Below are 24,156 nucleotides of genomic sequence, written 5' to 3' on the forward strand. Positions count from 1 at the left end.
GCCTTTATTAATTATAAAATTCTTTTATACATTCACATATATATTCAACTTCTTCATTAGTAAGCTCTGGATATATAGGTAATGCAAGAATTTGCTTACACATCTTTTCAGTTACTGGGAACTGACCTTCTTTGTATCCTAGGTATTCAAAACACTTTTGTAGGTGTAATGGCTTTGGATAGTATATACTAGTTGCCACACCTTTAGATTTCAAGAATTCCGCAAGACCATCTCTGTTTTCAGCAAAGATATTAAATACATAATAAACATTCTTTTGGTTTGCAGCCTTAATGCCTTGAACTTTTACACCTTCTACATTTTTTAATCCTTCAGTGTAGAGCTTAGCAACTCTTCCTCTATTTTCTATGGCATTGTTTATATATTTAAGTTTAACCCTTAAAACAGCTGCTTGCATAGCATCTAATCTTGAGTTATAGCCTACATAGTCATAGTGATATTTCTTTGATGCTCCATGAACTCTAAACATACGGCACATATCTGCTAGTTCATCACTATTAGTAACTATCATTCCACCGTCACCATATCCACCTAATGTTTTAGTAGGGAAAAATGAAAACACACCCATATCTCCAATGGTTCCTGCGTGTCTATATCTTTCTTCACCTTGCATCTGCCATCTCATTCCAAAGGCTTCAGCAGCATCTTCTAGCACCTTTAAATCATGTTTCTTAGCAATTTCCATTATCTTATCCATATCACACATTTGATTGAATAAATGTATTGGAAGTACTCCTACAGTATTATCATTAATAGCAGCCTCTAATTGAGCTACATCCATACCACAGGACTCTTCATCTATATCAACAAATACAGGTTTACCACCATGCTTTGCAAGACAAGATGTCGAAGCTAAAAAAGTAAAAGGTGTGGTTACTATTTCCTTATTATCACTAAAACCAAGGATATCTGATGCTATAACTAAAGCATCCGTTCCTGATGCCACTCCTATGGCATGTTTAGCTCCAGTAAAATCTTTTATTTCTTCCTCAAAGATTTTAACTTCATTTCCTAATATAAAAGCTCCACTATCTATTATATTTTTTATAGCTCCATCAAACTCATGTTTTTTTTCTTTATATTCTCTTTGTGATTCATAAAAATTGATCTTCATTCTTCTTCCTCCTATTTTTACACATACAATTGTACACCAATTTATAAAAAAGTAAAATATTTTTTTCTTATGTTTAATAAAATTTCATACTAAACAAATATACCACAAATTAGGTATTATATCATCTATTAATATATTATCAGTTTTTTTCTTTGAGATTATGATAAAATTCTTAATAATTTTGATGTGTGGGGTGTAAGAATTAAAATTTTATTATTAATATAAGTAGTATAAAATAATAAAACTACCTTAGAAAATGTTTAATTCTAAAATAGTTTTATTTATATATCACTTATAATCTATTAATGCGTTATTTATATCCTCAGCTAATTTGTTACTGCGTATCTTCTCACCTTCACTATTCAAATGATATATAGTATCATACATATATTTAGTATCAAAGAAATACTCTGTGGGATTTGATATATATTTAATATTTAACTCTTTTTCCACTGTATTAACCATATTACTATACTTATAACTATCCGACCTATTAGAAGACTTCATTATAGGAGCTGCGGTAAAGAATATCTTTGCACCCTTTTTCTCTACAAATTTACGATAATTAATCAAAAATTTCTTAGTATCATCATAAATTTTAAAGTCATCTATATTTATATTACCATATTTTTTTTCATCATACTTTTCTGTTATAATCGACTTTTGTCTATCATAAATCATTTGCCCTTTATCATTAAATGAGCTTGAAGAATATACATCTTTTTGTATTTCATCTGTACTTATTCTCTCGGCTTTTTTATTTGCATACTTAAAAATATAATCTATAATATCATCATAATTTTGAAATCTAATATGCTTATATAAACTTATATGATTATCTATTCCACTCATAACTAGGTCCACACCTAGTTTATCAAATGCACCTTCTTCAATCCATCCATATTCATAAGCCAAAATAACTATATCTCCATTATTAATGTTAGCTTTTGATAACTGCGTAGGAAAATTACTTCCAAAGCCTGCATGTAACCCTAAGTTAACTACATCATAACCTGTACTCTTACTGATAATCTCTTCATTAATTCCAAATGCTGCACTTGAACCACCAATAATTATTATTTTAGGGGTGTTAGTAGTAATTAACTTATCATATTTTCTCACTATTACAGATTGGTATGTATCGGCAAATCCAGAACCCATCACTTCAACTACTCCAATAAATATTGTACTCATTATAGCAATTACTAAAGCTATAATAATGGTAATCTTAATAAAAAACTTCTTCATTGTGCCTCCTTAAAATTGAAAATATATAAATGAAGAATCTCCAGCAGCTTGTCCACTAACCCAATAAAAAATCAAAACGACTATAACCACGGAATATATGCTATACCTAAATATACCATGCTGATTTTTAATAAAGTCTCGAATGCTGTGATTTCTTCTATATAAAGAAACTAGAACTAAGCATAATAAGCTTATAAATAAGTAAAATAATTGATAGGTTGTAAATCCTAAATCAAAGATCTTATTGCTAAATAATCCAATTAAATCTATTGAGAATATTTTTCTTATAATTTCTATAGCTATTTTTGCTGATGGAGCTCTAAAAAATATCCATGCAAAACTTGTTAAAATGAAAACCCATGTAATTTGTGAAGCTTTATAACCAAAGGATCTCTTATTAATATTTAATATATTAATAATTTTAATTCTAATTGGCTTTAAAATATCTCCTACAACTTGGTATAACCCATGCAATCCTCCCCAAATAACAAATCCCCAACTTGCTCCATGCCATAATCCACTTGCCAAAAACACCATCATTATATTTCTATATTTTTTAATTGTTCCTTTTCGATTACCTCCTAGTGGAATATACAAATACTCTCTAAACCAAGCCCCTAAAGTAATATGCCATCTTCTCCAAAATTCACTTATACTTTTAGAAAAATATGGTCTATGGAAATTTCTAGATAATTTAAATCCCATTACTTCTGCAGACCCCATAGCTATATCTGAATAAGATGAAAAATCACAATATATTTGTAATGAGAAGCAAATAGTGGCTATAATCAAGTAGAATCCACTGTATTCAGTATAGTTATTATATATATTATTTACTATAATAGCTAATCTATCAGCTATTATTAATTTTTGAATGAAACCCCAAACCATTAGTAGTAATCCGCTTTTAACTCTTTCAAACTCAAACTCATGAGTTTCTTGTAATTGAGGTAATAAATCTCTAGATTTCTCAATTGGTCCAGCTACCAATTGAGGAAAAAATGAAACAAACAACGCATATCTAAAAAAATTATATTCAGCCTTTATATTTCCTTTATATATGTCTATGGTATAGCTTAATGCTTGAAATGTATAAAAAGATATACCTACTGGTAAAATTAAGTCAAATACCGGTGTAGCTATTCCTATATTAAATTTATTTAAAATTATATTCATATTGTCGAATACAAAATTAAAATATTTAAATAAAAATAGTATCCCTAAATTTATAGCAAAACTACTAAAAACAAAAAGTTTCTTCATCTTAACTTTTTGCTTATATTTTTGTATCAGTATTCCACTTAAATATGTAATTAAAGTAGATATTAGCATTAATATTGCATATTTAGGATTCCATGACATGTAAAAATAGTAGCTACTAATTAGTAGCCATATATACTGCACTCTTCGTGGAATTACAAAATAAATTCCTAACACTACAGGAAAAAAAATCAGGAAATCGTATGAATTAAATAGCATTTTAGCCTCCCCTATAAAGTATAGTAAATACGAAATTTTCCTTCTAATTCTATTTACTATAATATATCTAGATAATATTAATTATTAGTTTCTTATACTAAATATAAATTAATTTATATTTAGTATTACCTTACTATCAGAATACAATCAATTATCGCTAGTTAAGGATAAAATATTATGATTCTAAATAAATTTAATAATATTACGAACCAATAAAATTGAATTTTGATTAATAAAAACTTTAGTTTAGCACTCCTTTATACTATTTTTCTCCTAAATCTATTTCAACTATTCCATGTCTATTATATCTTTTGTCTTCCGGTGGAGGGGTCATATAATCTCCATAAAAATATATGAGATATTTATCATAATCTTTCGGAACTAAAAAATTATATCCTTCAAATTCAACATAGGCTAAATTACTTAACCATTCTTTTTTTATTGTTTCTTTATAATATCCATATGAGCCACCTAAAGCCACAACATATTCTGTATCAATACTATTATACTTTTTAAATTCTTTTTCTATTAATTTCTTTATCTTGTTAGTTGAAATAAATAATGTTATAAACTTTATAAATTTATAAACTAACATCTTAACTACTTGTTCCTCTGTCCAAAGTTGATATCCTAATTTACATAAAAGCAATCTTTTTAACATATAAGTTTTAGTACTATGAAATTTCTTAGAAATATCATTTGTAGGTACATTATCAAATGGAAATATATCAATAAATATACCTTGATGACCTTTACTTCTACATGAATTTTTTTCAATATACTTAGTATTATTTATTCTTATTTTAGTAAATGGTAATCCATAAAATTCATCTGTATTCACATTTTGCAAAAAATATTTTTCCGACAAATCAGTTTTTGCAACTAAAATAAATCTTTCATATTCTTCTCTTAACATCCCAATGTCTAAGTCATCATCCCAAGGTATAAAACCTTTATGACGAATAGCACCTAGCAATGTTCCAGCTACTAAAAAATACTTAATTTCATGCTTATCACATATTCTTTTTACTTCCAAAGCTAGATCTAATTGCAGTCTATGAACTTGTTCTAACATATTGTCCATTTTAATCTCCTAATTCAAATATTTTAAGTTTATTCTATGTTAATATAGTTAACTGTCATTTCTCTATTTTAATAATCCACCTAAAAATTTTACTTCCTTTAATATTCTTTTAGCATGTAACCCAAAAATAATAAGCGCTACAGGGCAATAGATTAATAAATTGGTAGGTGTTGGTATAAAGTAATTTATAGCAATAAATATTATAATAATATAAGTCATGTTATTTCTATTATCATTACTCCAATTGTTTATCTTAAATAACTTTCTTTCAGTATATATTGTAATTAAAAAGTATGATAAAAGATAAGCAACAACAACTATACCAATACTTTTATTAAAATAAAATCCAACTGAAGTTAATATCATCATTAATCCTAAACCAATTATATTATTATAAAAAATTTGTTTTTCTAGCCTAAATACTTTATAAAACAGAGTTATTAGCATATTATTTTTTATATTAAATAGTATTACTGGAAATAATATCATTAAGAATTCTAATACTAAAGAATATTTTGGTATTATATATATTATAAAAAATACTGCTACATAATAAGCTAATAAAAGTATTCCAGAAATATCATTTAGTATGTTATTCAAGCTTTTGTAGATACCTTTTAATTTTTTAGTTTCTATTCTTCTCATCATAGGATATAAAACTGTAGAAATTGATACTATAGTTTGTAAAACTAATGAAAGCATTGAGGTTGCAAAAGCAAAATATGAGAATTCCTTTATTCCAAAATTTCTTTCAATAAAGAACTTTATATAGTTACTCATCATCATAGAAATAATTGCTGAAAACATTAAAAAGAATCCAACTTTAACATTAGTTATAATCTCATCTCTAACTTTATTTAGCTTATATCTTTGACCAAAAACTATTTCTTTACAGTTATATGAAAAGTAGCATATAACACAAATTCGAGCAATAAAATCTGCACATATATATATTTCATAATTATTTATAGGTAACACTAACGTAAAAACTATAAATGTGACTAATAGTATTCTCTCTAATGATATACCAATAGAATACTGTTTGAACTTACCAGTTATTTGACAAATATGTATAAAAAACCCTTGAATATTAAATAAGGTTATATTTACTGCAAATCCAATATATACAAATAAATTAGGGCTATCTGAAAACAACCATAATAGAGTTAATATCATAGCTAATGATACAAGTATTGTATATATGATCAGATATTTAAATTCAGTTCTGAATAACTTAAAATCTAAATCTTCATATTTATATCCACCATATCTTAAATTTACGCCATCAGAAAAACCAAGTATAAAAAAACCACAGTAGCTAGTATATAATACGAATAACTGCCAATATCCAAATCCTTCTGTAGATAATTTCATGGGTAAAATAAAAGTTAGCATCACACCTAATATTAAAACCAATAAATTAGACGATGAAACTTTTAGTACATTTCCTAGAAAGCCACTATTTAATATTTTTTTCATTTTTTAAACCTCTAAATTTAAAAATTGGAATTTCTAATTTTTTTCTTTCAAAAATTTTAGTTATAAACCAAATAAACACTAATCCAAAAAATGCAACACATGTAGTTGGAAAATTAAATATTTGATTATTAGCTGACATATATAAAAACATAGTTCCAAATAACGTTAATATGCATAAAGCAATGGGATTATTAGTTTCAATAAAAGATAACCATATCTTAGCAAATACATATCCTATAATAAACATAACTCCTATTACTCCAACAAAAGAAACATCGTTTGCAAACCACAAATACATAGTATGCCAGTTAACTGTAGAACTCCATCCGAACTCTTCTAGTTTTACTAAGTATGTTCTTGAATATAAGTCTATACTCAACATTTCTTTGGAATTAGCCATTAAGAAATTAGAAAAACCAATACCATAAGTAGATGTAAAAGGTAAATTCAGTGCCATTGAAAGTGCATAATATCCCTGACATAAATAAGTACTAACTATTAAGATCATATTAAATATACCAGTAGGTAATATTGATTGTAATATACTATTTTCTTTTACTTTCATTCCTGCCATTATGCTACCTAAAGAATGTCCCACATTATCAGATATTCTACTGCTAATATTATTTGTAAAATATACCAAGAAAATGATAATAGCCAATACTGATGCACTTATTATAATTTTATTTTTTTTAAAGAATTTCTTCATATTTACTTCTCTAATATGTTTAATCTTCTTTAAGAAAATTACTATAAAAATAATAAAAAACAAATCAAATATACCTTTGTTAGTCCCCTTTAATATCCACTTAGACAATTCAAAAAATACTAAAATTATAAATGTTATCTTTGCATGATATTTTAGATGTTTAAAATAGTAAGTACATAATGGTATTACGCAATAAAAAGCAGGTGCAAGTAATACATTGGTCCAAATTACTAATTTAAAATATATGTTAGACTTAGGCTTATATGAATAATAAAATTTAGCTGGATTCTTAATAGCCTCTATTAATGTTTGAAATAGGTTATCAATTCTAACATCAAAATCCAAAAAAAATCCACACAATGTTATGGCAAGTAGTATATATAAAAATATAGTTAATATTTTTATTATATTAATGTCGTATTTACTATAATCAATATTAACATACTTGTGTTTTCTAACAGAAATAAAATATCCAAAAAATAAAGCTAAATTTAATATTATTAAATATGAATAAAATTTACCTGGATTATTTATATTCCACTCCCAAGGTGATATTGCAAACAACAAAATTGTAAATGTTGAATATGCAAGTACTGTGAATATCGGCAAATATTTTATTGAGGTTTTTTCTTGCATCTAAAAAATCTCCTTTTCTCTATATTGTGTTTAAAAAGTCACTTAGTCGATTACCTTGTTTTAAATTATTTTTTTCGTTTAAAACAAATTTTCGAGCACTATCTCCTTTTTTTGAAAGTATATTTTTATCATTATTAATCATAAATTTTATTGCATTTACAATTCCATTTTCTGACTCATCCTCAATATAGTATATATAGTTATCATATTCTGAAGGAATTCCTTTTAAACGCGTAGTTAATACTGGTCTTCCTGTTAACATATATTCCATTGTTTTTGAAGGAAAAGAATATTTAGTATATTCTTCATTGGTTGGTCTAGGATTAACTAAACAAAAGGCTTGCTTTTCTATCTTCATTAGTTCATCATTGCTTATGCTACCTTTATAAAATATATTTTTATGTTTTTGAGAAACTTTTTCTATGTAATCTATTTGATTTCCTAATCCAAAAAGCCACAATTCATATTTAGAGTCTATTTTAGTAAATGCGTCAACTAACGTTCTTATACCATACTGTTCTTGTAACCCTCCAGCGTAAATAAACATATTTTTATGCTCAGGGGTAAATTCATCTTTATTTTCTTCGTAAGGTACTAGTCCCTCAATAATTACATATGGCTTATTCATAGTATTAATAAGATCATTAGTTTGTTTAGTGATTAATATAAACCCACTAACTTTATATTTTAACTTTTCATATACTTTTCTACAAAATTTTATTTTAAAACTTTCATTGTCAATATTTTTCAACTTTGCCATGTAATTATATACATCTAATACACTATATACTATAGGGGTTTTAAAAAACAGATTACCAATATGAACGGCTATGATTTCTGAATAGTACGATCCATCAATAATAATAACTTTATCCTCTTTAGCATTTTTAATATTCCAATAAACTATATATATCAAAGATTTTAATATGATAGTTAAATGTTTTATACCTGGAAAATTAAAAAAACCTAACATTAAATAAGTCTTTTTACCTTCAATTCTTTTACTTCCTTTAAAATACTTATATGAAAACGCATTTTTTGAAATAGGAGCTCCAATTAATGAAGTTACTTCTTTTATATTTCTATCTTTACTTAGTCCATCAATTAACAGATTGTTATATTTTGCTATAGGTTCTAAACTATTTGAATTTTTACTTACTCTTCTTTTTATTATTTCTTTTATCCTAGTAGGATCTACTGCTGAAGATATATATAGCACTTTTTTCATATTTTATCCCTACCTTTTTCATAAAGGTCTACATATTTATTATATGCATGATGTTTATCATAAACTCTAGATTGTTTAACACATTGCTCACTAGATAAATTTTCTTTACCTAAATCTATAATTTTACTTACTGCTAAATCTATATTTCCTTTTTCAATAATTATTCCACAACCCTCATTTAAGCTTTCTCCACTTCCACCTGTATTAAAGGTTATAACTGGAGTACCACATGCAAGTGATTCTAAGTTAGTAGTTGGAAAATTATCTTCTAAAGTAGGATTTATAAATACATCTGCAGTGGAATAAATTTCAGCTAATTCTTGTACATTACTAGTTCTTGTTATTCCTATAATAGAGTTAGGTAGTTCATTTTTTTGTTTTTCTGTTACACCAACAATAACAACCTTATAACCAGAGTTTAATTTTTCTGCTAGTTGAACTAAATATTTTAAGCCCTTTCTTTCTTCCCATACACTTGCTACACCTAGAATTACAAATTTATCTTTAATATCATACTTATCTCTAAAATTACCTTCTACTGGTTTAAAAACATCCAAATCTATACCATTATTAATTACCTTAACTGGATATTTTCCTAAAAAAGAATCTTTTACTAAATCACCTAACCATATAGATGGTGTAATAATAGTTACATTTTCTAAGGAAGTAAATATTTCTTTTTTCTTTTTATAATTCCATTTAGTATTATCAAGTAATTTAGATGATGGATATGTTCCCTTTTGCTGACAATCAATACATCCTACTCTCCACTTTTCACATTGAGCATAATCAAAATAGGAACAGTGCCCTGTAAAAGCCCAACAATCATGAAGAGTCCATATAACCGGCTTATTTACTTTTTTTAAATATTCAAATAGCATTTCTATATTAATATAATATCCATGTATATTGTGAAGATGGATTACATCTGGATCATATGCTTCAACCTTTTTTATAAATTCTTTAGTAGCTTTAGTAGATCCAAATCCATGCTTGTCAAATATTCTTGTTTTAGCTACATGCATATAATTATCCAGATTCGTACCTATTTTAATAGATTTTATACTTTCTGGTGCAGTACCACGACCATAAGCTATTAAACACTCATGGCCTCGTTCTTCTAGTACTTTATAAAGATCTGTAGCTATTCTTCCAGTACTTCCAAATCCACATACTGAATTTATCTGTAAAATTTTCATTTTATTTTCTCCATATAAATTTATTTATTACTGATGTATATCCTTGAATAGCATTTACTACCTTCATTCCTACATTTACATCTGTATAATCATGAACTTTTACTGTTTCTTCACCTAATGATTTTTGTTTAACTATAACTTCCATTGCTTGAGTTATGCTATCAAAAGTTATTCCACCAAGAACTATTGAACCTTTATCAATGGCTTCTGGTCTTTCAGTGCTTGTTCTTATAGATACTGCTGGGAACCCCATGATATTAGACTCTTCTGCTAAAGAACCACTATCTGATAATACGCAGAAAGCATCCTTTTGAAGTTTATTATAATCATAGAATCCAAAAGGCTTTAATTGTTTAATATTTTCATGGAACTTGATACCTTTATCCTCAATTCTCTTCCAACTTCTAGGATGAGTTGAATAGATTATTGGCATATTATATTCCTCAGCTATAGCATTTAAAGCATCTGTTAAACTTTTAAAGTTTTCATCATTATCTATATTTTCTTCTCTATGAGCACTTACTAATATGTATTTACCTTTTTCTAAAGATAATCTTTCTAAAACATCACTAGCATCTATATTAGGCATATACTTTTTAAATACTTCTGGTAATGGTGACCCTGTTACAAAAGTATATTCCTTTCTCATACCCTCTGATAAAAGATATCTTCTTGCATGTTCTGTATATGCTAAATTTATATCACTTGTGCAGTCAACAATTCTTCTATTTATTTCTTCAGGCACATTTTGATCAAAGCATCTATTTCCTGCTTCCATATGGAATACTGGGATTTTTAACCTTTTAGCTGAAATAGCACTCAAACAACTGTTAGTATCACCTAGTATTAATAGTGCATCTGGTCTTTCTTTAACTAATATCTTATAGCTTTCAGCTAATATATTTCCCATGGTTTCACCTAAATCTTCTCCCACTACCCCTAGGAAGTGATCTGGTTCTCTAAGTTCTAGCTCTTTAAAAAACACATCATTTAAAGTATAATCCCAGTTTTGTCCTGTATGAACTAATATATGTTCAAAGTATTCATCACACTTTTTTATTGTCTCAGCTAATCTTATAATCTCTGGTCTTGTTCCAACTATAGTCATTACCTTTAATTTTTTCATCTCTATACCTCCAAGAATATTGTATCAGGAACCTGTGGATCAAAAACTTCATTAACCCACATTATGGTCACCATATCAGTATCACCAGTATTAACAATACTATGAGTATATCCTACTGGAATATCTACTACTTCAAGCTTTTCTCCACTAACTTTATATTCTATTATTTCTTCACTACCAATTTTTCTAAATCTAATAAGTCCAGTTCCACTGACCACAAGAAACTTCTCATTTTTTGTATGGTGCCAATGGTTTCCCTTAGTTATACCTGGTTTAGATATATTTACAGATACCTGACCTCTATCTGGACTCTTTAAAAACTCAGTAAAGGAACCTCTATTATCTACATTCATCTTTAGAAGATAACTAAATTCCTTCTCTGGCAAATAACTAAGATAGGTACTATATAACTTCTTAGTAAACCCATCCTTCATATCTGGAACCATTAAATTCTTTCTACTATCTTTAAAGGAATTTAAAAGTTCTACTATTATTCCTAATGTCACTTTATGCTCTACGTCTACTGAAGCATACCCTATTACTTCTTCATTAGATTTCATAGAGTTTATAAAGCATCTTACTACATCATCTATATAAACTAAAGTCATTTCTTTACTAGGATCTGATACCCACACTTCTTCACCCTTGGCTATGTTATTACAAAAAGTAGCCACAGCAGAATTATAGTTAGGTCTACACCATTTACCAAAAACATTTGGTAATCTATATAGGAAAACTCTTGCTCCTGCAACTTCCTTATATTTTAACAATTCCTCTTCAGCCATTTTTTTGCTTTTTCCATAAGCATTATCTAGCTCTGCTTGAATAGATGAAGTTATTAAAATAGGAGTGTTTTTATTATTCTCTAGTAATAATTCTATTATCTCCCCTGTTAACCCTGAATTACCTTCAAAGAACTCTTCTTCCTTTTCAGGTCTATTTATTCCAGCAAGGTGAAAAATAAAGTCTGAAGTTAATACCCCTGACTTTAACTCTTCTTTAGAATTTTCTTTATCTATGGATAGTATTTCATATCCACCTATTTCTTTTAACTTTTCAATTAGATTTTTACCTATGAAACCATTTGAGCCAGTTACTAATACCTTCACTATCTATTCCTCCATGCTTCCAATTCTTCTTTAATATAATCTAGTGTTAAAAGTTTTGCTTTTACTTCTTCTACATTTAAAAGTTCCGTATTATTAGAGTTATATTCTTCAAGTTGTGTTCTTCCTTCATTTCCATCAGTAAAGTACTTATCATAGTTTAAATCTCTTTTATCTGCTGGTACTCTATAGAAATCTCCCATATCTATAGCATTTGCACATTCCTCATTAGTTAAAAGTGTTTCATACATCTTTTCTCCATGACGAATCCCTATTATTTTTGTTTCAGATTCTACTCCAAATAACTCTTTTACAGCTTGAGCTAAAACTTCAATTGTGCAAGCTGGTGCCTTTTGAACCATAATGTCTCCACTTTCTGCATTTTCAAAAGCAAAGGCAACTAACTCTACAGCCTCTTCTAGACTCATTATATACCTTGTCATCTTTGGTTCTGTTATTGTAAGTGGCTTTCCACTCTTTAATTGCTCTATAAATAGAGGAACAACTGAACCTCTTGAACATAGAACATTTCCATATCTAGTTCCACAGATTAAAGTCTTCTTTGGTGATACTGTTCTTGATTTAGCTACAAAAACTTTTTCCATCATTGCTTTAGAAGTTCCCATAGCATTTACAGGATAAGCTGCTTTATCTGTAGATAAACATATTACCTTTTTTACTCCAGCTTCTATGGCTGCTGTAAGTACATTGTCAGTTCCTATAACATTTGTTTTTACTGCCTCTAACGGGAAGAATTCACAACTAGGAACTTGTTTTAATGCCGCTGCATGAAATACATAATCTACGTCATACATAGCAGCTTTAATACTTTGCAAGTCTCTTACATCACCTATGTAAAACTTTATTTTACTATTATTATATTTTTTTCTCATATCATCTTGTTTTTTTTCATCACGAGAAAAGATACGAATTTCTCCAATGTCAGTATTTAAAAATCTATCTAAAACTGCATTTCCAAAGGATCCTGTACCCCCAGTAATTAATAATACTTTATCTTTAAACATAATTAATACGCCCCCCGTTTATATTCATTTTGTAATTACATTATAAAACTTTCGAGTTACTTTTTTTCTTTCATAACATGAATTAAATACAGTTCTAACATTAGAACAAATTTCATCATATAACAATTTATTATTTTTTATATTATATATAAATTCCGTAATTTCTTTTGATTCATTACTGCTAAATTGTCTTCCTAAATTATATTTGTTAACCATATTTCCTATTTCGCTATCTTTGTTCATTATGGCTATTAGCGGCTTTGCCACTGACATATATGTGTATGTTTTAGATGGTACGCCTAGTCCTTCTATACCTTTCTGCAAAGTAGTTATAAAAACACTGGCAGAGTTTAATAGATTATTATACTCTTCTCCATACATATAATCGTAAACTTCAACGTTATGTAAACTTTCATTTTCCTTAGCTTCTATAATATAGTCCCTTCTATTACCATTGCCAACGAATATAAATTTTATTTCTTCATCATCTTTTAATTGCCTTGAAACATCTAATAAAGTATCTACATCATGAACTTTACTTATATTACCCGAGTAGACTATATTAAATTTATTTTCCATTACAGAGTTCATGAAGAATTCACTACCTACGTTTTTTTCATAAGTTACTTTTGAGTCTGCCCAGTTTGTTACAATTTCTATTTTATCCTTATCTATACCTTTATTTACGATTACCTGTTTCATGTCGCTTCCCAAGGCAATTATTTTGTGGGCATTATTATAAACTTTATTATTTATACGATTCATAGCCTTAGATATAATACTATTTTCCTTTATAACATTAAGTTTCTCTGCTACATCAGGATATATATCGTGAACAAGGTATATATATTCCTTTTTTTTAAGTTTCTTCATTATATATCCAATATAAGGTACCAACGGCGGATTAGATACAAATAAAATCTTATCATAATCTTTTTTTAACAACAAATTTATAAACACATTCCATGTAAATACAGCATAACTAATTATCCTTTTATATTTACTATCCCTATCTCCATCAGTGGTAAATATACGTTTTATATTGATGCCTTTATACGTTTCATATTTATCCAATTTTTGTTTTTCTTCCCTACAACCATTTTTCGTAGTTAAAACATCTACTTCCAATCCATATTCCACAAAATCCTCTGATAACTCTGTTAATATTTTTTGTGTTCCCGTTTTGTAAGGATAAAAAAACTCTGATACAACTACTATTTTCATTCTACCACCTCTAATATTTGCTATAGTTATCTTAATTATCTAGCTCCATCTCCTGTAAAAACCACTGCAATAGTCCTAAACAAAACTTTAATATCTATCATAATGCTTCTTATTTCTATATATTCTATATCATATTTAAGCTTTTCTTCTGGCAATAAATCGTAGCCACCATTTACCTGTGCCCAACCTGTTAAACCAGGTTTTACAGCTAGTCTATCTCGAAAGTTTGGTATAGTCTTTTCAAATTTTCTATAGAAAAATTCCAACTCTGGTCTTGGTCCTACTACACTCATATCGCCTTTTAAAACATTTAGCAATTGTGGCAATTCGTCAATCCTAGTTTTTCTTATAAATTTACCAAAGGTAGTAATTCGACAATCATCCTTGCTTGCCCACTTAAATCCTTCAGATTCTGCATTGTAAACCATAGATCTAATTTTATACATAGTAAATTCCTCATTATTAATCCCAACTCTCTTTTGAGCAAATATAGGGCTTTTAAAATCTTGGAAAAATACTATGAGCATTGATATTATAAGTATTGGACTAGTAACTATAATTACTATTATGCTAAATACAATATCAAACCCTCTTTTTAATAGATTATAAATAAATAAACTTGATTTCTTTTCGGTATAATCTAAATTTTCTTTATAATTTACATTAATTTCTTCACTATGCAAGCTTGCCTTTTCCATAGTTCTTACCTCCAAACAAAATAATACTAAACTTCCCTTATATAATATACGATATTAAAAGAGACATATTACTTATAACACCATATATTTCATTTCATCTTCTGTAATGAGTTTTATTTTCTATATTTTATTTATGTACAACCAATAAGCTTGTCTAATTTTTAAGCTCCACGAATCTTTGTTAACCTACACAATTACTAGCTTTCGTTAACAAGAACATTTTATTTCTGTCGTTACTCAAAAAATTATATCACAATTTATAATAATTTGCCATATATTTTACTGTTTACCCGCGAGGTTATATCCAAATATATCCTTTAATTAAATCTTTTATATAAACTTTAATATATTTAAAACAATACTATATTCCTATGTTTTAATATTCTTAGCTTTTTATGTTTTTATGTCCTTCCTTGTTTAAACCCTTGATAGTACTATGATTTAAGCTCCTAGGAGATACTCTTTTCTTTATAAAAATATATCTTAATTCTACCATTGTTTTAATAAATTTTTTTAAATTTTTTTAAAGATTTTTTATAGTTAAAATTATTTTTTCATAAAGCAAAAGACTAGGATTGGGGGAAATCCTAGTCTTTTTATGGTATATACAAACACTATGAGGCATATATTTAGTGCTTGTAGGAAATGCTTATTGTTTATTAGATTTTAGGGATTTTTTATTTACTATTATTAATAAACCTATAGATACTATTGCTATTCCCACAAATATTATTTTTATGGAAGCTATTATAACCTTATCTTTATCACTACCTTCTTCCATAGCTACATCCTTTGATGAAGCCTCTACGTCATAAGGGGTATATTTCTCTGCAATTTGGTTCATCAATTTATCTATATTGTATAGTTTACCATTTTCAAAACCTAGCACTTCCGCATTGTTACTAAAAGGAATTGCAAACTCCTTATTATCCATATTTATGTAAATAATATTAGTAACATATAAATCTGTTCTGACAAATTTCATTTCATCTATGTTTTTTATTTCATTATCCTCAAGAAGCTCTATTATCTTTTCTTTATCTAGTAAGAAGGAATATCCCTCTGTAGCTAGTCCATCTGAAAAACCAGCCATGGACCAACCTTCACCTTCAGTCTTTTTTATAAAGTTAACTAAAAGAGTTTTATTATCCTCTTGAAAAGCTGGTGCAACCCACCTATACTCATCTGAAATATTCTTTTTAAACTCCTTATTTTCTTTATAGTGTTTTACAATATCACTATCCTGAAGGTTATATATTTTTATAAAGCTTTCCACTTGAAAATATGGTGCCTTCTCTATCTTTAATATATCTTTTATCTCTTCTGAAGCTTCATCTAAAATACCCTCTATGCTACCTCTATCGGAAGATACCTGCAATGATTCTTCACTTAATAATGTAGATACATCTCTATCCCCATCTACGGCAAAAACTGTTATTGATGAAAATAACAGAACAATTATTAATGATAAGTTTAAAAATTTTATACCTATACCCTTCATAAAATATCCCTTTCCTTTGAGTTTTTAGTAAACTCTATCTTCCATAAACAGTTTCTTCATATTTTCTACTATTGTAACTTCCATCTTTAAATGCTTGATATGAACACCAATGGGTAGTTGCATCCCATGGATCTACATAACGAAGAGTGTTACTATATTCATATACTGCATCAATTACTACAAAGTGACCACCATTTCTATTTCCATAGTAATCATAATATCCGCCTAGAGTTATTAGAGGGCTCTGCTTGTCCATTATCTCTGAACGAATAGAATTAATGGTCCATGTACCTCTGTCTACATAAAACCTCTTTTGGTTCTTTGATACATAGGTAGCTACGGATGCTGCAGCATTAGATGTGTTGGGATAATTTTCATATCCTCCTGTAACATAATAAACTCCGTCTGCTTGAGTTCTAGTAGAGCTTGGATTTACAGCTTTTCCTGCCATTTCTCCCGATGCTGCCCAGCACCATTGTGTTTTTTGTTGTCTTATAACTGGCACTCCTACATAATACCAATTTTCCGCAAAAGCTACAGTTGTCATTGAGAAAAGAAAAATAGCTAGTAAGAATATACTTAATAGACTTTTCTTTTTCATTATTATAACCTCCCCTTAAATAATATTATTAAAGATTAAAATCTTTAATTTCAATTAAGTCTTTTTCATTTTGTAAAGCTATGTAACTATTTCGAAACCAAATTTGAAGTTAATTGTTTCATTTTCATGCAATTTACTAAATTTTCTTTATATTAGTATAATATAACATATTTAAGAATTAGGAAACTTCATTTCACTTCATTTAAGGCTATTTATGTAAAATAACCTTATTTTCCTATATATTACTACATTTTTGTAGCTATTTCAAAGATTTTTACTGATTATTTTTATTATATGATACATTTTATTTTATATTAAGTTTCATTTTGCAAGAATATATTTTTCCTCCATAAGGTTAATACTCAATTCTGATGAAAAATAAAAATCTTATTCTTTCTAATTGAAAGAATAAGATTTTAAAAAGTAAATTATTCACGATTTGTTCAAAAATGCTAAAATAAAAACACTAAGTTCATACCTTAGTGTTTTAATGGATCGAGTAAGTCTATAAGCCGAGTTCTGTGTTAGACAATCATCTATCTAGGCCCATTATTACTAATGGGCTCAAGCGATACACCCGGGAACGGGACGGGCAGCCCCATAATGTTCCACTTTCGATCTTGCTCCAGATGGGGTTTACATAGCCGCAAAGTCGCCATTGCGCTGGTGAGCTCTTACCTCGCCTTTCCACCCTTACCTTAAATTAAGTGAGAGTCTAAATCTAAGATTTAGTCCCTCGAACTTATACATTCTAACAAGTTAGAATGTATTCCTTAAGGCGGTATATCTCTGTTGCACTTTCCTTAAAGTCGCCTTCACTGGGAGTTACCCAGCACCCTGCCCTATGGAGCTCGGACTTTCCTCTCCTGATTTCTCAGCAGCGATTGTCTGGCTTACTCGCAAAATTAATATTAACATAAATCTTTTATCATTGCAACGCCTTTAAATTTTCTATTTTTAGTTATAATACCCATATATGAAACTATTTAACTAGATTAATAGATAAATATAAACCTATTTACCTATGAAACTATAGAAAATTTTAACTATATACCTAGTTAAATATATAAAATTTAAACTAGTTAACTATTTAAATAGTTAACTAGTTGTTGGCATAGTGCGGGTTTCAGCGTTTTCCCCTCTATTCAGGCTGTTTTTATAGGAGTATTAGAGCTAGTATTAATTAAATAAAATTATAGGGATCCCTAGTAGCGTTTGACATAATAATCTCCACACCCCTAGGCTCTAATACTTTTTTAATCTTTTCTGATAAACTAATTACAAGGGGCCATTCTGAATTAAAATGTCCTATATCTATTACAGAGAGTCCCATCTCTTCATAGTCAGATACAAAGTGATAGGTAGTATCCCCTGTGATTAATAGTTCAGCACCTAGGTCATAGGCTTGCTGCAAGTAATCTTCTCCACTTCCATTGACTAAAGCTATAGTTCTTACTTTTTTATTTAACTCTCCAGAGTATCTTAAATTTTGTATTTTTAATTTATCTTTAATGCCCTTTATTATTTCCTCTAGGGTAGTCTCTTCCTTCAGCTGAACTATTCTTCCCACTCCTGCTGTAGGATCTGATGGCGCCACTTCAATGATTTTACTTTCTTGAAAGCCAAGAATCTTTACAAATTCATCATTTAAGCCACCCTTTACAGTATCCCAATTAGTATGACTAGAATATAGGGCTATACCATTTTCTATTAACTTCATTAGCTTTTTACCTTGGAGACTATCTGTGGTTATGGTTTTAGGCTTTATAAACAGCAATGGATGATGAGTTAAAATAAGTTGAGCTCCTAGTTCCTTTGCTTCCTCTATGACCTTTATGGTGCAATCTAGAGCAACTAGGACCTTTGTTACTTCCCTTTCTCTATCTCCAACCATAAACCCAACGTTATCGTAGCCTTCTTTTAAGTTTAATGGCGCAAGGCCCTCCATTATATTAATGATTTCATTTATTTTTACCATAAAAATATACCTCCGCCCATTTACTCAAGCAAAAAGCCCTTTATCCTTTGAATTTTATCCCATAACTCCAGCTTTCTTTTTCTTGAATTTTCTGTGTCACCCTTAAGTTCTTCATGGATTCTTAAATACTTTTCTAACTTATAATTTAAATATTCCATATAGGTATTATCTTTCTTACCTAAAAGCAGCTTACTTATTTCATAAAAAATAGGCTCAATAACTTTAGGCTTATCTCCCCAGGATATTTTCATAATTTCATAGTATTTTTCTTCATCATATATAATCCACTCATCTAGGATGTTACACCCTGAGGTATAAAGATATTCCCTTAAGACTTCTGGATTTTGTACTGGCTGAACTATAACATAGTCTAACGCTTTAAAAACAGCCTTACTCTCCTCTAGGATATCTCTTATCAAGTTTCCTCCCATACCGGCAATTACAGCTGCCTCTACTTCTCTAGGAGTTACAGTTGTAAGTCCTCCTCCAAGTCTACATTGTATCTTATGTTGCAAATTATTATCTCTAACATTTTTTTTAGCCTTTTCCACGGGACCTTTATTAATATCACTAGCTATGGCAAAGTCTATTTTATTTCTTTTTAAAAGTTCTATGGGTACATATCCATGGTCTGTTCCTACATCTACCATAGATTTAACCCCTGTGATTAAATCACTTATTAATTTTAATCTTTTGCTAATTATCATATTTTCACCTAACACCTTATTTATATAACAGACATAATAAGTCTCATTTGAATATATAGGAATACTATTGCCACTAAAAGTGAAATATAGATATACCTATAAGCAGACTTTTTATCATATTTTGCACAAAAGTGAGCTGCATAATACATACAGAACATCACTGCCATATTTAATAGACCATAGAGCATCTGGGCAAAAGCAAATTGCTTGTCTGTACCTACTTCTCCCGCTTCTTTGGACACGTTAATAACTAATGGCATTACATCTGGAAGTTTATTTAGTATATATAAAACCATTGGAAAAAAAGTTGTAAATAAAATTATTGTACTAGTTAAAATCAATGGATACATAAACTTTTTATCCTTATGTAGTCTACTTACCTTATTATATTTCTTTGTCCAAGTATTTTCTTCAATACCCAGGCCTTCTAAAATTTCTAGGAATTTTTCAGAGTTCTTAGGTGACACAGCATAGCTTATGTCTTGAGTTTTTAAATATATAACACCACTTCCGCTTGTTACAAACATTCTAGCGGTTCCTAAATTTTTTACTGCAATTCTTCCTATGGCAAATTTATTAGAGGATATACCCGAAAGGCTTATACCTCTTATTTTTCCCTTTTCCACAGTGTAGCATTCTACATCACTTAAGGGTAAAATTACTTTTTTAAGTCCTCCCAGTGCACTTATTCTCACTTCACTATTTGTTATTTCATACTTTACAGTTAACCATACTCCAATATGATATAAGTAGAATATATTACAAATGACCAACATTACTCTTATTAAACTCAACATAAGATAGGAATCTATAACATAGGCAGACCAAACCCCTATTACATTAAACATAACAAAAGTGAATATAGTTGGAATTATTTCTAGTTTCTTATTGCTATTGAAACTATTCATGGATTACCTCCTTATAAATTGTGTATACTTTTATTTTATATTATACTAAGGGATTTTGTCTATTACAAATTTTGTATATATAACAAAAGAGCTGCCAAAAGACAGCCCCTCACTAATCTAAATAATCCTTAAGTTTTTTACTTCTACTTGGATGTCTTAACTTTCTTAACGCCTTCGCTTCAATCTGTCTAATTCTTTCTCTTGTTACATTGAACTCTTTTCCAACTTCCTCAAGGGTTCTAGCTCTTCCGTCATCAAGACCAAATCTAAGTCTTAACACCTTTTCTTCCCTTGGAGTTAAAGTTCTAAGTTGACTTATTAATTGTTCCTTTAACATGGTGAAAGCTGCTGCTTCTGCAGGAGCAAGGGCATCATCATCAGGAATAAAATCTCCAAGATGAGAATCTTCTTCTTCACCTATAGGTGTTTCTAAAGATACAGGTTCTTGAGCAATTTTCATTATTTCTCTAACTTTATCTACGCTCATATCCATATGTTTTGCAATTTCTTCTGGTAATGGCTCTCTTCCTAATTCTTGAAGAAGCTGCCTTGATACTCTAATTAACTTATTAATAGTTTCTACCATGTGTACTGGTATTCTAATAGTTCTAGCCTGGTCTGCAATAGCTCTTGTAATCGCCTGTCTAATCCACCATGTAGCATAGGTACTGAATTTAAATCCCTTACTGTAGTCAAACTTTTCTACAGCTTTTATAAGTCCTAAATTACCTTCTTGAATCAAATCTAAAAATAACATACCACGACCAACATATCTTTTAGCAATACTTACAACTAATCTAAGGTTTGCTTCTGCTAATTTCTTTTTAGCATATTCATCACCATTTTCTATAAGCTTAGCAAGTCTCATCTCTTCTTCACCTGATAATAGGGGCACCTTACCAATCTCTTTAAGGTACATTCTAACTGGATCATCTATGGCAATTCCTTCTGGAATTGTTATGTCAACCTCTATTTCTACTTCTTCTTCATCCTCAACTTCTGGCTCTAAACCTATAACGTCTATGCCCATAGATTCTAGAACTTCATAAATCTTTTCTATTTGCTCTGGAGTTAGTTCTACACCTTCTACTTCTTCCATTATCTCTTTATAAGTTAAATTCCCTTTTTTCTTACCCTTTTCTACTAATTTTTTTACTATAGCAACTTTTCCTGCTTTGTCCTTCATTCCATTACCTCCTCTCTTCTATAGTTTTCCCATTTCCTTTTGTATATCCATAAGCTCTCTAGCTAACATCAAAGTTTCCTCAACCAACCCTTCAGACTCACACTTTCTAATTTTATCCATAATTTTCTTTCTTGACTCCTCTAACTTGTATTTTTTTATGTTATTCACGCAGTCACTTACCATTTTGTCTATGGATCCTTCATCTATATCAACTTTATATTCTTGAATTTTTATCCATTCCTTTGTGAATTCACTATCCTGCATAGTTTGCAGGTTAATAATCTTTATCAATTCTTCCTTAGAGCACATATTATTTTCTTTAATGATTGTATAAATTACTTTATGTGCCTTTAATATAAGGTCATCTTCATTTACATTACTAAATATTTTATCACTTAGCCTTTTATCAAGGGCAAGGCTTAATACCGTTCTTTCAGCCCTAACAAACCCAGGCTCTAAATATAATTTTTGCCCAAACTTCCTATTTATATTATGATTTTTGCTATTTTCTATAGATTTATTGGGATTTTTATCTAAGGACTCCATTATAGCTTCTTCACCTATGCCACTTTTCTCTGAAACCTGCTTAGTATATACAGCTTTTTCTAGTGGATCAAGATCCTTTAGCACGCTAACTACTCTCTTTAGGTATTTAATCACCATTTCCTGTTTTGAAAAGTCAATTCCCTTTTCTGCCATCCTTAGTTTAAAATCTATAATTGGTAGAGCCCCGTCTACTAGATTTAGAAATTTTTCCCTGCCGTAGGATCTAATAAATTCATCGGGGTCTTTTCCGCTAGGAATTTGAAGAATTTTAAGGTCAAATCCAGATTTTTGTAATATTTCTAAGCCTCTTATAGTAGCATTTTGACCTGCTACATCTGAATCAAAGGATACTATTACAGTATCAATATATCTCTTTAATAATTTACATTGACCTTCTGTTAATGCAGTTCCTAGGGTGGCAACTACATTTGTTACTCCTTGTTGGGAAAGAGAGATTACATCCATGTAACCTTCAACCATGATAACTGTTCTAGCTGGATTATTCTTTATTGCTAAATTTAATCCATAAAGATTTGTTCCTTTATGAAATATTGGGGTTTCGGGAGAGTTTAAATATTTGGGTTTAGAATCATCTAAAACCCTTCCACCAAAGCCTATTACCCTACCACTGACATTAAATACAGGAAATATAATTCTATTTCTAAATCTATCGTATATATTTCCCTTTTCATTTTTTGTAGTAAGTCCTAGTTCTAATATTTCTTCTTCACTAAAGCCTCTTTGTTTTAAATAGGAACGTATTCCCTGCCAATTGTCTAGTGAAAAACCAATACCAAACTTTTTAATAGTTTCATCTGTTATACCTCTTCCCTTTAGGTATTCATAAGGAGCTTTAAATCTTTTTAAATTAGTATAAAAATATCTGGCCGCTTGTACGTTTATATCATACATTCGCTTAAATTTTTCATTAGTTGCTGAACTTTTACCTGGTGAATCTGCATCATCTACTACAATGCCTACCTTTTCTCCAAGAAGTTTTACTGCTTCTGGGAAAGCCATGTTCCTAGTTTTCATAACAAAACTTATTACATTACCAGCCTCTCCGCATCCAAAGCATTTATAAATTTGTTTTTCACTTGATACAGTAAATGAAGGTGTTTTTTCATTGTGAAATGGACATCTTCCTAAATAATTTTTCCCCGTTTTTTTTAAGGTTACTACCTCTGAAACGATATCCACTATATCATTTTCCTCTTTTATTTTTTGTATTATTTCTTCAGAAAACATTATTAACTCACCTCACTCTCAAGTGATTCTAAACTTAAAGAAACCTACTAAATATATTATTCATTAAGTCTAAAAGAATTTAACTTTACGTACAAATTCCTAGCTCTT

20 protein-coding genes and 1 other RNA gene are annotated in these 24,156 nt (G+C 29.0%); all 21 read right to left on the reverse strand.

The window, feature by feature from the left end:
- Nucleotides 1–7 precede the first annotated feature (7 nt).
- The 21 genes from B2S02_RS04360 to dnaG all read right to left on the reverse strand — a co-directional run bounded on the left by B2S02_RS04360 (nucleotide 8) and on the right by dnaG (nucleotide 24,048).
- Nucleotides 8–1,132: a DegT/DnrJ/EryC1/StrS family aminotransferase gene (locus tag B2S02_RS04360; protein ID WP_346876511.1), complete on the reverse strand. Its 1,125-nt coding sequence runs from the start codon at nucleotides 1,130–1,132 to the stop codon at nucleotides 8–10.
- Between the two features lie 288 nt (nucleotides 1,133–1,420).
- Nucleotides 1,421–2,380: a hypothetical protein gene (locus B2S02_RS04365; RefSeq protein WP_346878671.1), complete on the reverse strand. Its 960-nt coding sequence runs from the start codon at nucleotides 2,378–2,380 to the stop codon at nucleotides 1,421–1,423.
- A 9-nt stretch (nucleotides 2,381–2,389) separates the two neighbouring features.
- Entirely contained in the window at nucleotides 2,390–3,859 is a 1,470-nt protein-coding gene (locus B2S02_RS04370; RefSeq protein WP_346920358.1) for an MBOAT family O-acyltransferase, read from the reverse strand.
- A gap of 262 nt (nucleotides 3,860–4,121) precedes the next feature.
- Nucleotides 4,122–4,943 carry a LicD family protein gene (locus B2S02_RS04375; protein ID WP_346878669.1) on the reverse strand — a complete coding sequence of 274 codons (822 nt, stop codon included), beginning with the start codon at nucleotides 4,941–4,943 and terminating at the stop codon, nucleotides 4,122–4,124.
- Nucleotides 4,944–5,006: 63 nt separating this feature from the next.
- A complete protein-coding gene (locus tag B2S02_RS04380; RefSeq protein ID WP_346885454.1) occupies nucleotides 5,007–6,422 on the reverse strand; it encodes a hypothetical protein in 1,416 nt (471 codons plus the stop codon).
- Nucleotides 6,403–7,767 carry a hypothetical protein gene (locus B2S02_RS04385; protein WP_346878667.1) on the reverse strand — a complete coding sequence of 455 codons (1,365 nt, stop codon included), beginning with the start codon at nucleotides 7,765–7,767 and terminating at the stop codon, nucleotides 6,403–6,405. The genes B2S02_RS04380 and B2S02_RS04385 overlap by 20 nt, the downstream gene beginning before the upstream one ends.
- A 19-nt stretch (nucleotides 7,768–7,786) precedes the next feature.
- Nucleotides 7,787–8,995 carry a glycosyltransferase gene (locus B2S02_RS04390; protein ID WP_346878666.1) on the reverse strand — a complete coding sequence of 403 codons (1,209 nt, stop codon included), beginning with the start codon at nucleotides 8,993–8,995 and terminating at the stop codon, nucleotides 7,787–7,789.
- Nucleotides 8,992–10,194 carry a glycosyltransferase gene (locus B2S02_RS04395; RefSeq protein ID WP_346920359.1) on the reverse strand — a complete coding sequence of 401 codons (1,203 nt, stop codon included), beginning with the start codon at nucleotides 10,192–10,194 and terminating at the stop codon, nucleotides 8,992–8,994. Before B2S02_RS04395 ends, B2S02_RS04390 begins: the two co-directional genes overlap by 4 nt.
- 1 nt (nucleotide 10,195) lies before the next feature.
- On the reverse strand, nucleotides 10,196–11,320 hold the full coding sequence (gene wecB / locus B2S02_RS04400; RefSeq protein ID WP_346920360.1) for a non-hydrolyzing UDP-N-acetylglucosamine 2-epimerase: 1,125 nt from the start codon (nucleotides 11,318–11,320) through the stop codon (nucleotides 10,196–10,198).
- A 2-nt stretch (nucleotides 11,321–11,322) separates the two neighbouring features.
- Nucleotides 11,323–12,429, reverse strand: coding sequence for an NAD-dependent epimerase/dehydratase family protein (locus B2S02_RS04405; RefSeq protein WP_346920361.1), 1,107 nt, complete (start codon nucleotides 12,427–12,429; stop codon nucleotides 11,323–11,325).
- The gene (locus B2S02_RS04410; RefSeq protein ID WP_346878662.1) at nucleotides 12,429–13,451 is read right to left on the reverse strand and encodes a nucleoside-diphosphate sugar epimerase/dehydratase; all 1,023 of its coding nucleotides are present in this window, start codon (nucleotides 13,449–13,451) and stop codon (nucleotides 12,429–12,431) included. Before B2S02_RS04410 ends, B2S02_RS04405 begins: the two co-directional genes overlap by 1 nt.
- Before the next feature lie 24 nt (nucleotides 13,452–13,475).
- A complete protein-coding gene (locus B2S02_RS04415; protein ID WP_346878661.1) occupies nucleotides 13,476–14,675 on the reverse strand; it encodes a glycosyltransferase family 4 protein in 1,200 nt (399 codons plus the stop codon).
- 35 nt (nucleotides 14,676–14,710) lie between these two features.
- Entirely contained in the window at nucleotides 14,711–15,373 is a 663-nt protein-coding gene (locus B2S02_RS04420) for a sugar transferase (protein ID WP_346878660.1), read from the reverse strand.
- A gap of 649 nt (nucleotides 15,374–16,022) precedes the next feature.
- Nucleotides 16,023–16,874, reverse strand: coding sequence for a hypothetical protein (locus B2S02_RS04425; RefSeq protein ID WP_346878659.1), 852 nt, complete (start codon nucleotides 16,872–16,874; stop codon nucleotides 16,023–16,025).
- A gap of 34 nt (nucleotides 16,875–16,908) precedes the next feature.
- Nucleotides 16,909–17,475: a papain-like cysteine protease family protein gene (locus B2S02_RS04430; protein WP_346848488.1), complete on the reverse strand. Its 567-nt coding sequence runs from the start codon at nucleotides 17,473–17,475 to the stop codon at nucleotides 16,909–16,911.
- Between the two features lie 492 nt (nucleotides 17,476–17,967).
- Nucleotides 17,968–18,375: RNase P RNA component class A (gene rnpB / locus B2S02_RS04435), an RNA gene on the reverse strand.
- A gap of 283 nt (nucleotides 18,376–18,658) precedes the next feature.
- Nucleotides 18,659–19,453 carry a Nif3-like dinuclear metal center hexameric protein gene (locus tag B2S02_RS04440; RefSeq protein ID WP_346920362.1) on the reverse strand — a complete coding sequence of 265 codons (795 nt, stop codon included), beginning with the start codon at nucleotides 19,451–19,453 and terminating at the stop codon, nucleotides 18,659–18,661.
- A 20-nt stretch (nucleotides 19,454–19,473) separates the two neighbouring features.
- Nucleotides 19,474–20,160: a class I SAM-dependent methyltransferase gene (locus B2S02_RS04445; protein ID WP_346878657.1), complete on the reverse strand. Its 687-nt coding sequence runs from the start codon at nucleotides 20,158–20,160 to the stop codon at nucleotides 19,474–19,476.
- Between the two features lie 20 nt (nucleotides 20,161–20,180).
- Complete coding sequence (locus B2S02_RS04450) at nucleotides 20,181–21,068, reverse strand: PH domain-containing protein (protein WP_346920363.1); 888 nt, start codon at nucleotides 21,066–21,068, stop codon at nucleotides 20,181–20,183.
- Nucleotides 21,069–21,180: 112 nt separating this feature from the next.
- A complete protein-coding gene (rpoD, locus tag B2S02_RS04455) occupies nucleotides 21,181–22,254 on the reverse strand; it encodes an RNA polymerase sigma factor RpoD (protein ID WP_346878655.1) in 1,074 nt (357 codons plus the stop codon).
- A gap of 18 nt (nucleotides 22,255–22,272) precedes the next feature.
- On the reverse strand, nucleotides 22,273–24,048 hold the full coding sequence (dnaG, locus tag B2S02_RS04460) for a DNA primase (protein WP_346878654.1): 1,776 nt from the start codon (nucleotides 24,046–24,048) through the stop codon (nucleotides 22,273–22,275).
- Nucleotides 24,049–24,156: the final 108 nt, after the last annotated feature.

It is taken from the genome of Clostridium sp. UBA7339, assembly GCF_002470865.1.
Lineage (GTDB): Bacteria > Bacillota > Clostridia > Clostridiales > Clostridiaceae > Clostridium_J > Clostridium_J sulfidigenes.

What these genes read in the sequence shown, in the direction of transcription:
- B2S02_RS04380 (WP_346885454.1), bottom strand. Translation starts at nt 6,422, where the DNA reads ATGAAAAAAATATTAAATAGTGGCTTTCTAGGAAATGTACTAAAAGTT.
- B2S02_RS04440 (WP_346920362.1), bottom strand. Translation starts at nt 19,453, where the DNA reads ATGGTAAAAATAAATGAAATCATTAATATAATGGAGGGCCTTGCGCCA.
- B2S02_RS04450 (WP_346920363.1), bottom strand. Translation starts at nt 21,068, where the DNA reads ATGAATAGTTTCAATAGCAATAAGAAACTAGAAATAATTCCAACTATA.
- B2S02_RS04410 (WP_346878662.1), bottom strand. Translation starts at nt 13,451, where the DNA reads ATGTTTAAAGATAAAGTATTATTAATTACTGGGGGTACAGGATCCTTT.
- B2S02_RS04415 (WP_346878661.1), bottom strand. Translation starts at nt 14,675, where the DNA reads ATGAAAATAGTAGTTGTATCAGAGTTTTTTTATCCTTACAAAACGGGA.
- B2S02_RS04375 (WP_346878669.1), bottom strand. Translation starts at nt 4,943, where the DNA reads ATGGACAATATGTTAGAACAAGTTCATAGACTGCAATTAGATCTAGCT.
- B2S02_RS04370 (WP_346920358.1), bottom strand. Translation starts at nt 3,859, where the DNA reads ATGCTATTTAATTCATACGATTTCCTGATTTTTTTTCCTGTAGTGTTA.
- dnaG (WP_346878654.1), bottom strand. Translation starts at nt 24,048, where the DNA reads ATGTTTTCTGAAGAAATAATACAAAAAATAAAAGAGGAAAATGATATA.
- rpoD (WP_346878655.1), bottom strand. Translation starts at nt 22,254, where the DNA reads ATGAAGGACAAAGCAGGAAAAGTTGCTATAGTAAAAAAATTAGTAGAA.
- wecB (WP_346920360.1), bottom strand. Translation starts at nt 11,320, where the DNA reads ATGAAAAAATTAAAGGTAATGACTATAGTTGGAACAAGACCAGAGATT.
- B2S02_RS04395 (WP_346920359.1), bottom strand. Translation starts at nt 10,194, where the DNA reads ATGAAAATTTTACAGATAAATTCAGTATGTGGATTTGGAAGTACTGGA.
- B2S02_RS04385 (WP_346878667.1), bottom strand. Translation starts at nt 7,767, where the DNA reads ATGCAAGAAAAAACCTCAATAAAATATTTGCCGATATTCACAGTACTT.
- B2S02_RS04430 (WP_346848488.1), bottom strand. Translation starts at nt 17,475, where the DNA reads ATGAAAAAGAAAAGTCTATTAAGTATATTCTTACTAGCTATTTTTCTT.
- B2S02_RS04425 (WP_346878659.1), bottom strand. Translation starts at nt 16,874, where the DNA reads ATGAAGGGTATAGGTATAAAATTTTTAAACTTATCATTAATAATTGTT.
- B2S02_RS04365 (WP_346878671.1), bottom strand. Translation starts at nt 2,380, where the DNA reads ATGAAGAAGTTTTTTATTAAGATTACCATTATTATAGCTTTAGTAATT.
- B2S02_RS04390 (WP_346878666.1), bottom strand. Translation starts at nt 8,995, where the DNA reads ATGAAAAAAGTGCTATATATATCTTCAGCAGTAGATCCTACTAGGATA.
- B2S02_RS04420 (WP_346878660.1), bottom strand. Translation starts at nt 15,373, where the DNA reads ATGGAAAAGGCAAGCTTGCATAGTGAAGAAATTAATGTAAATTATAAA.
- B2S02_RS04445 (WP_346878657.1), bottom strand. Translation starts at nt 20,160, where the DNA reads ATGATAATTAGCAAAAGATTAAAATTAATAAGTGATTTAATCACAGGG.
- B2S02_RS04360 (WP_346876511.1), bottom strand. Translation starts at nt 1,132, where the DNA reads ATGAAGATCAATTTTTATGAATCACAAAGAGAATATAAAGAAAAAAAA.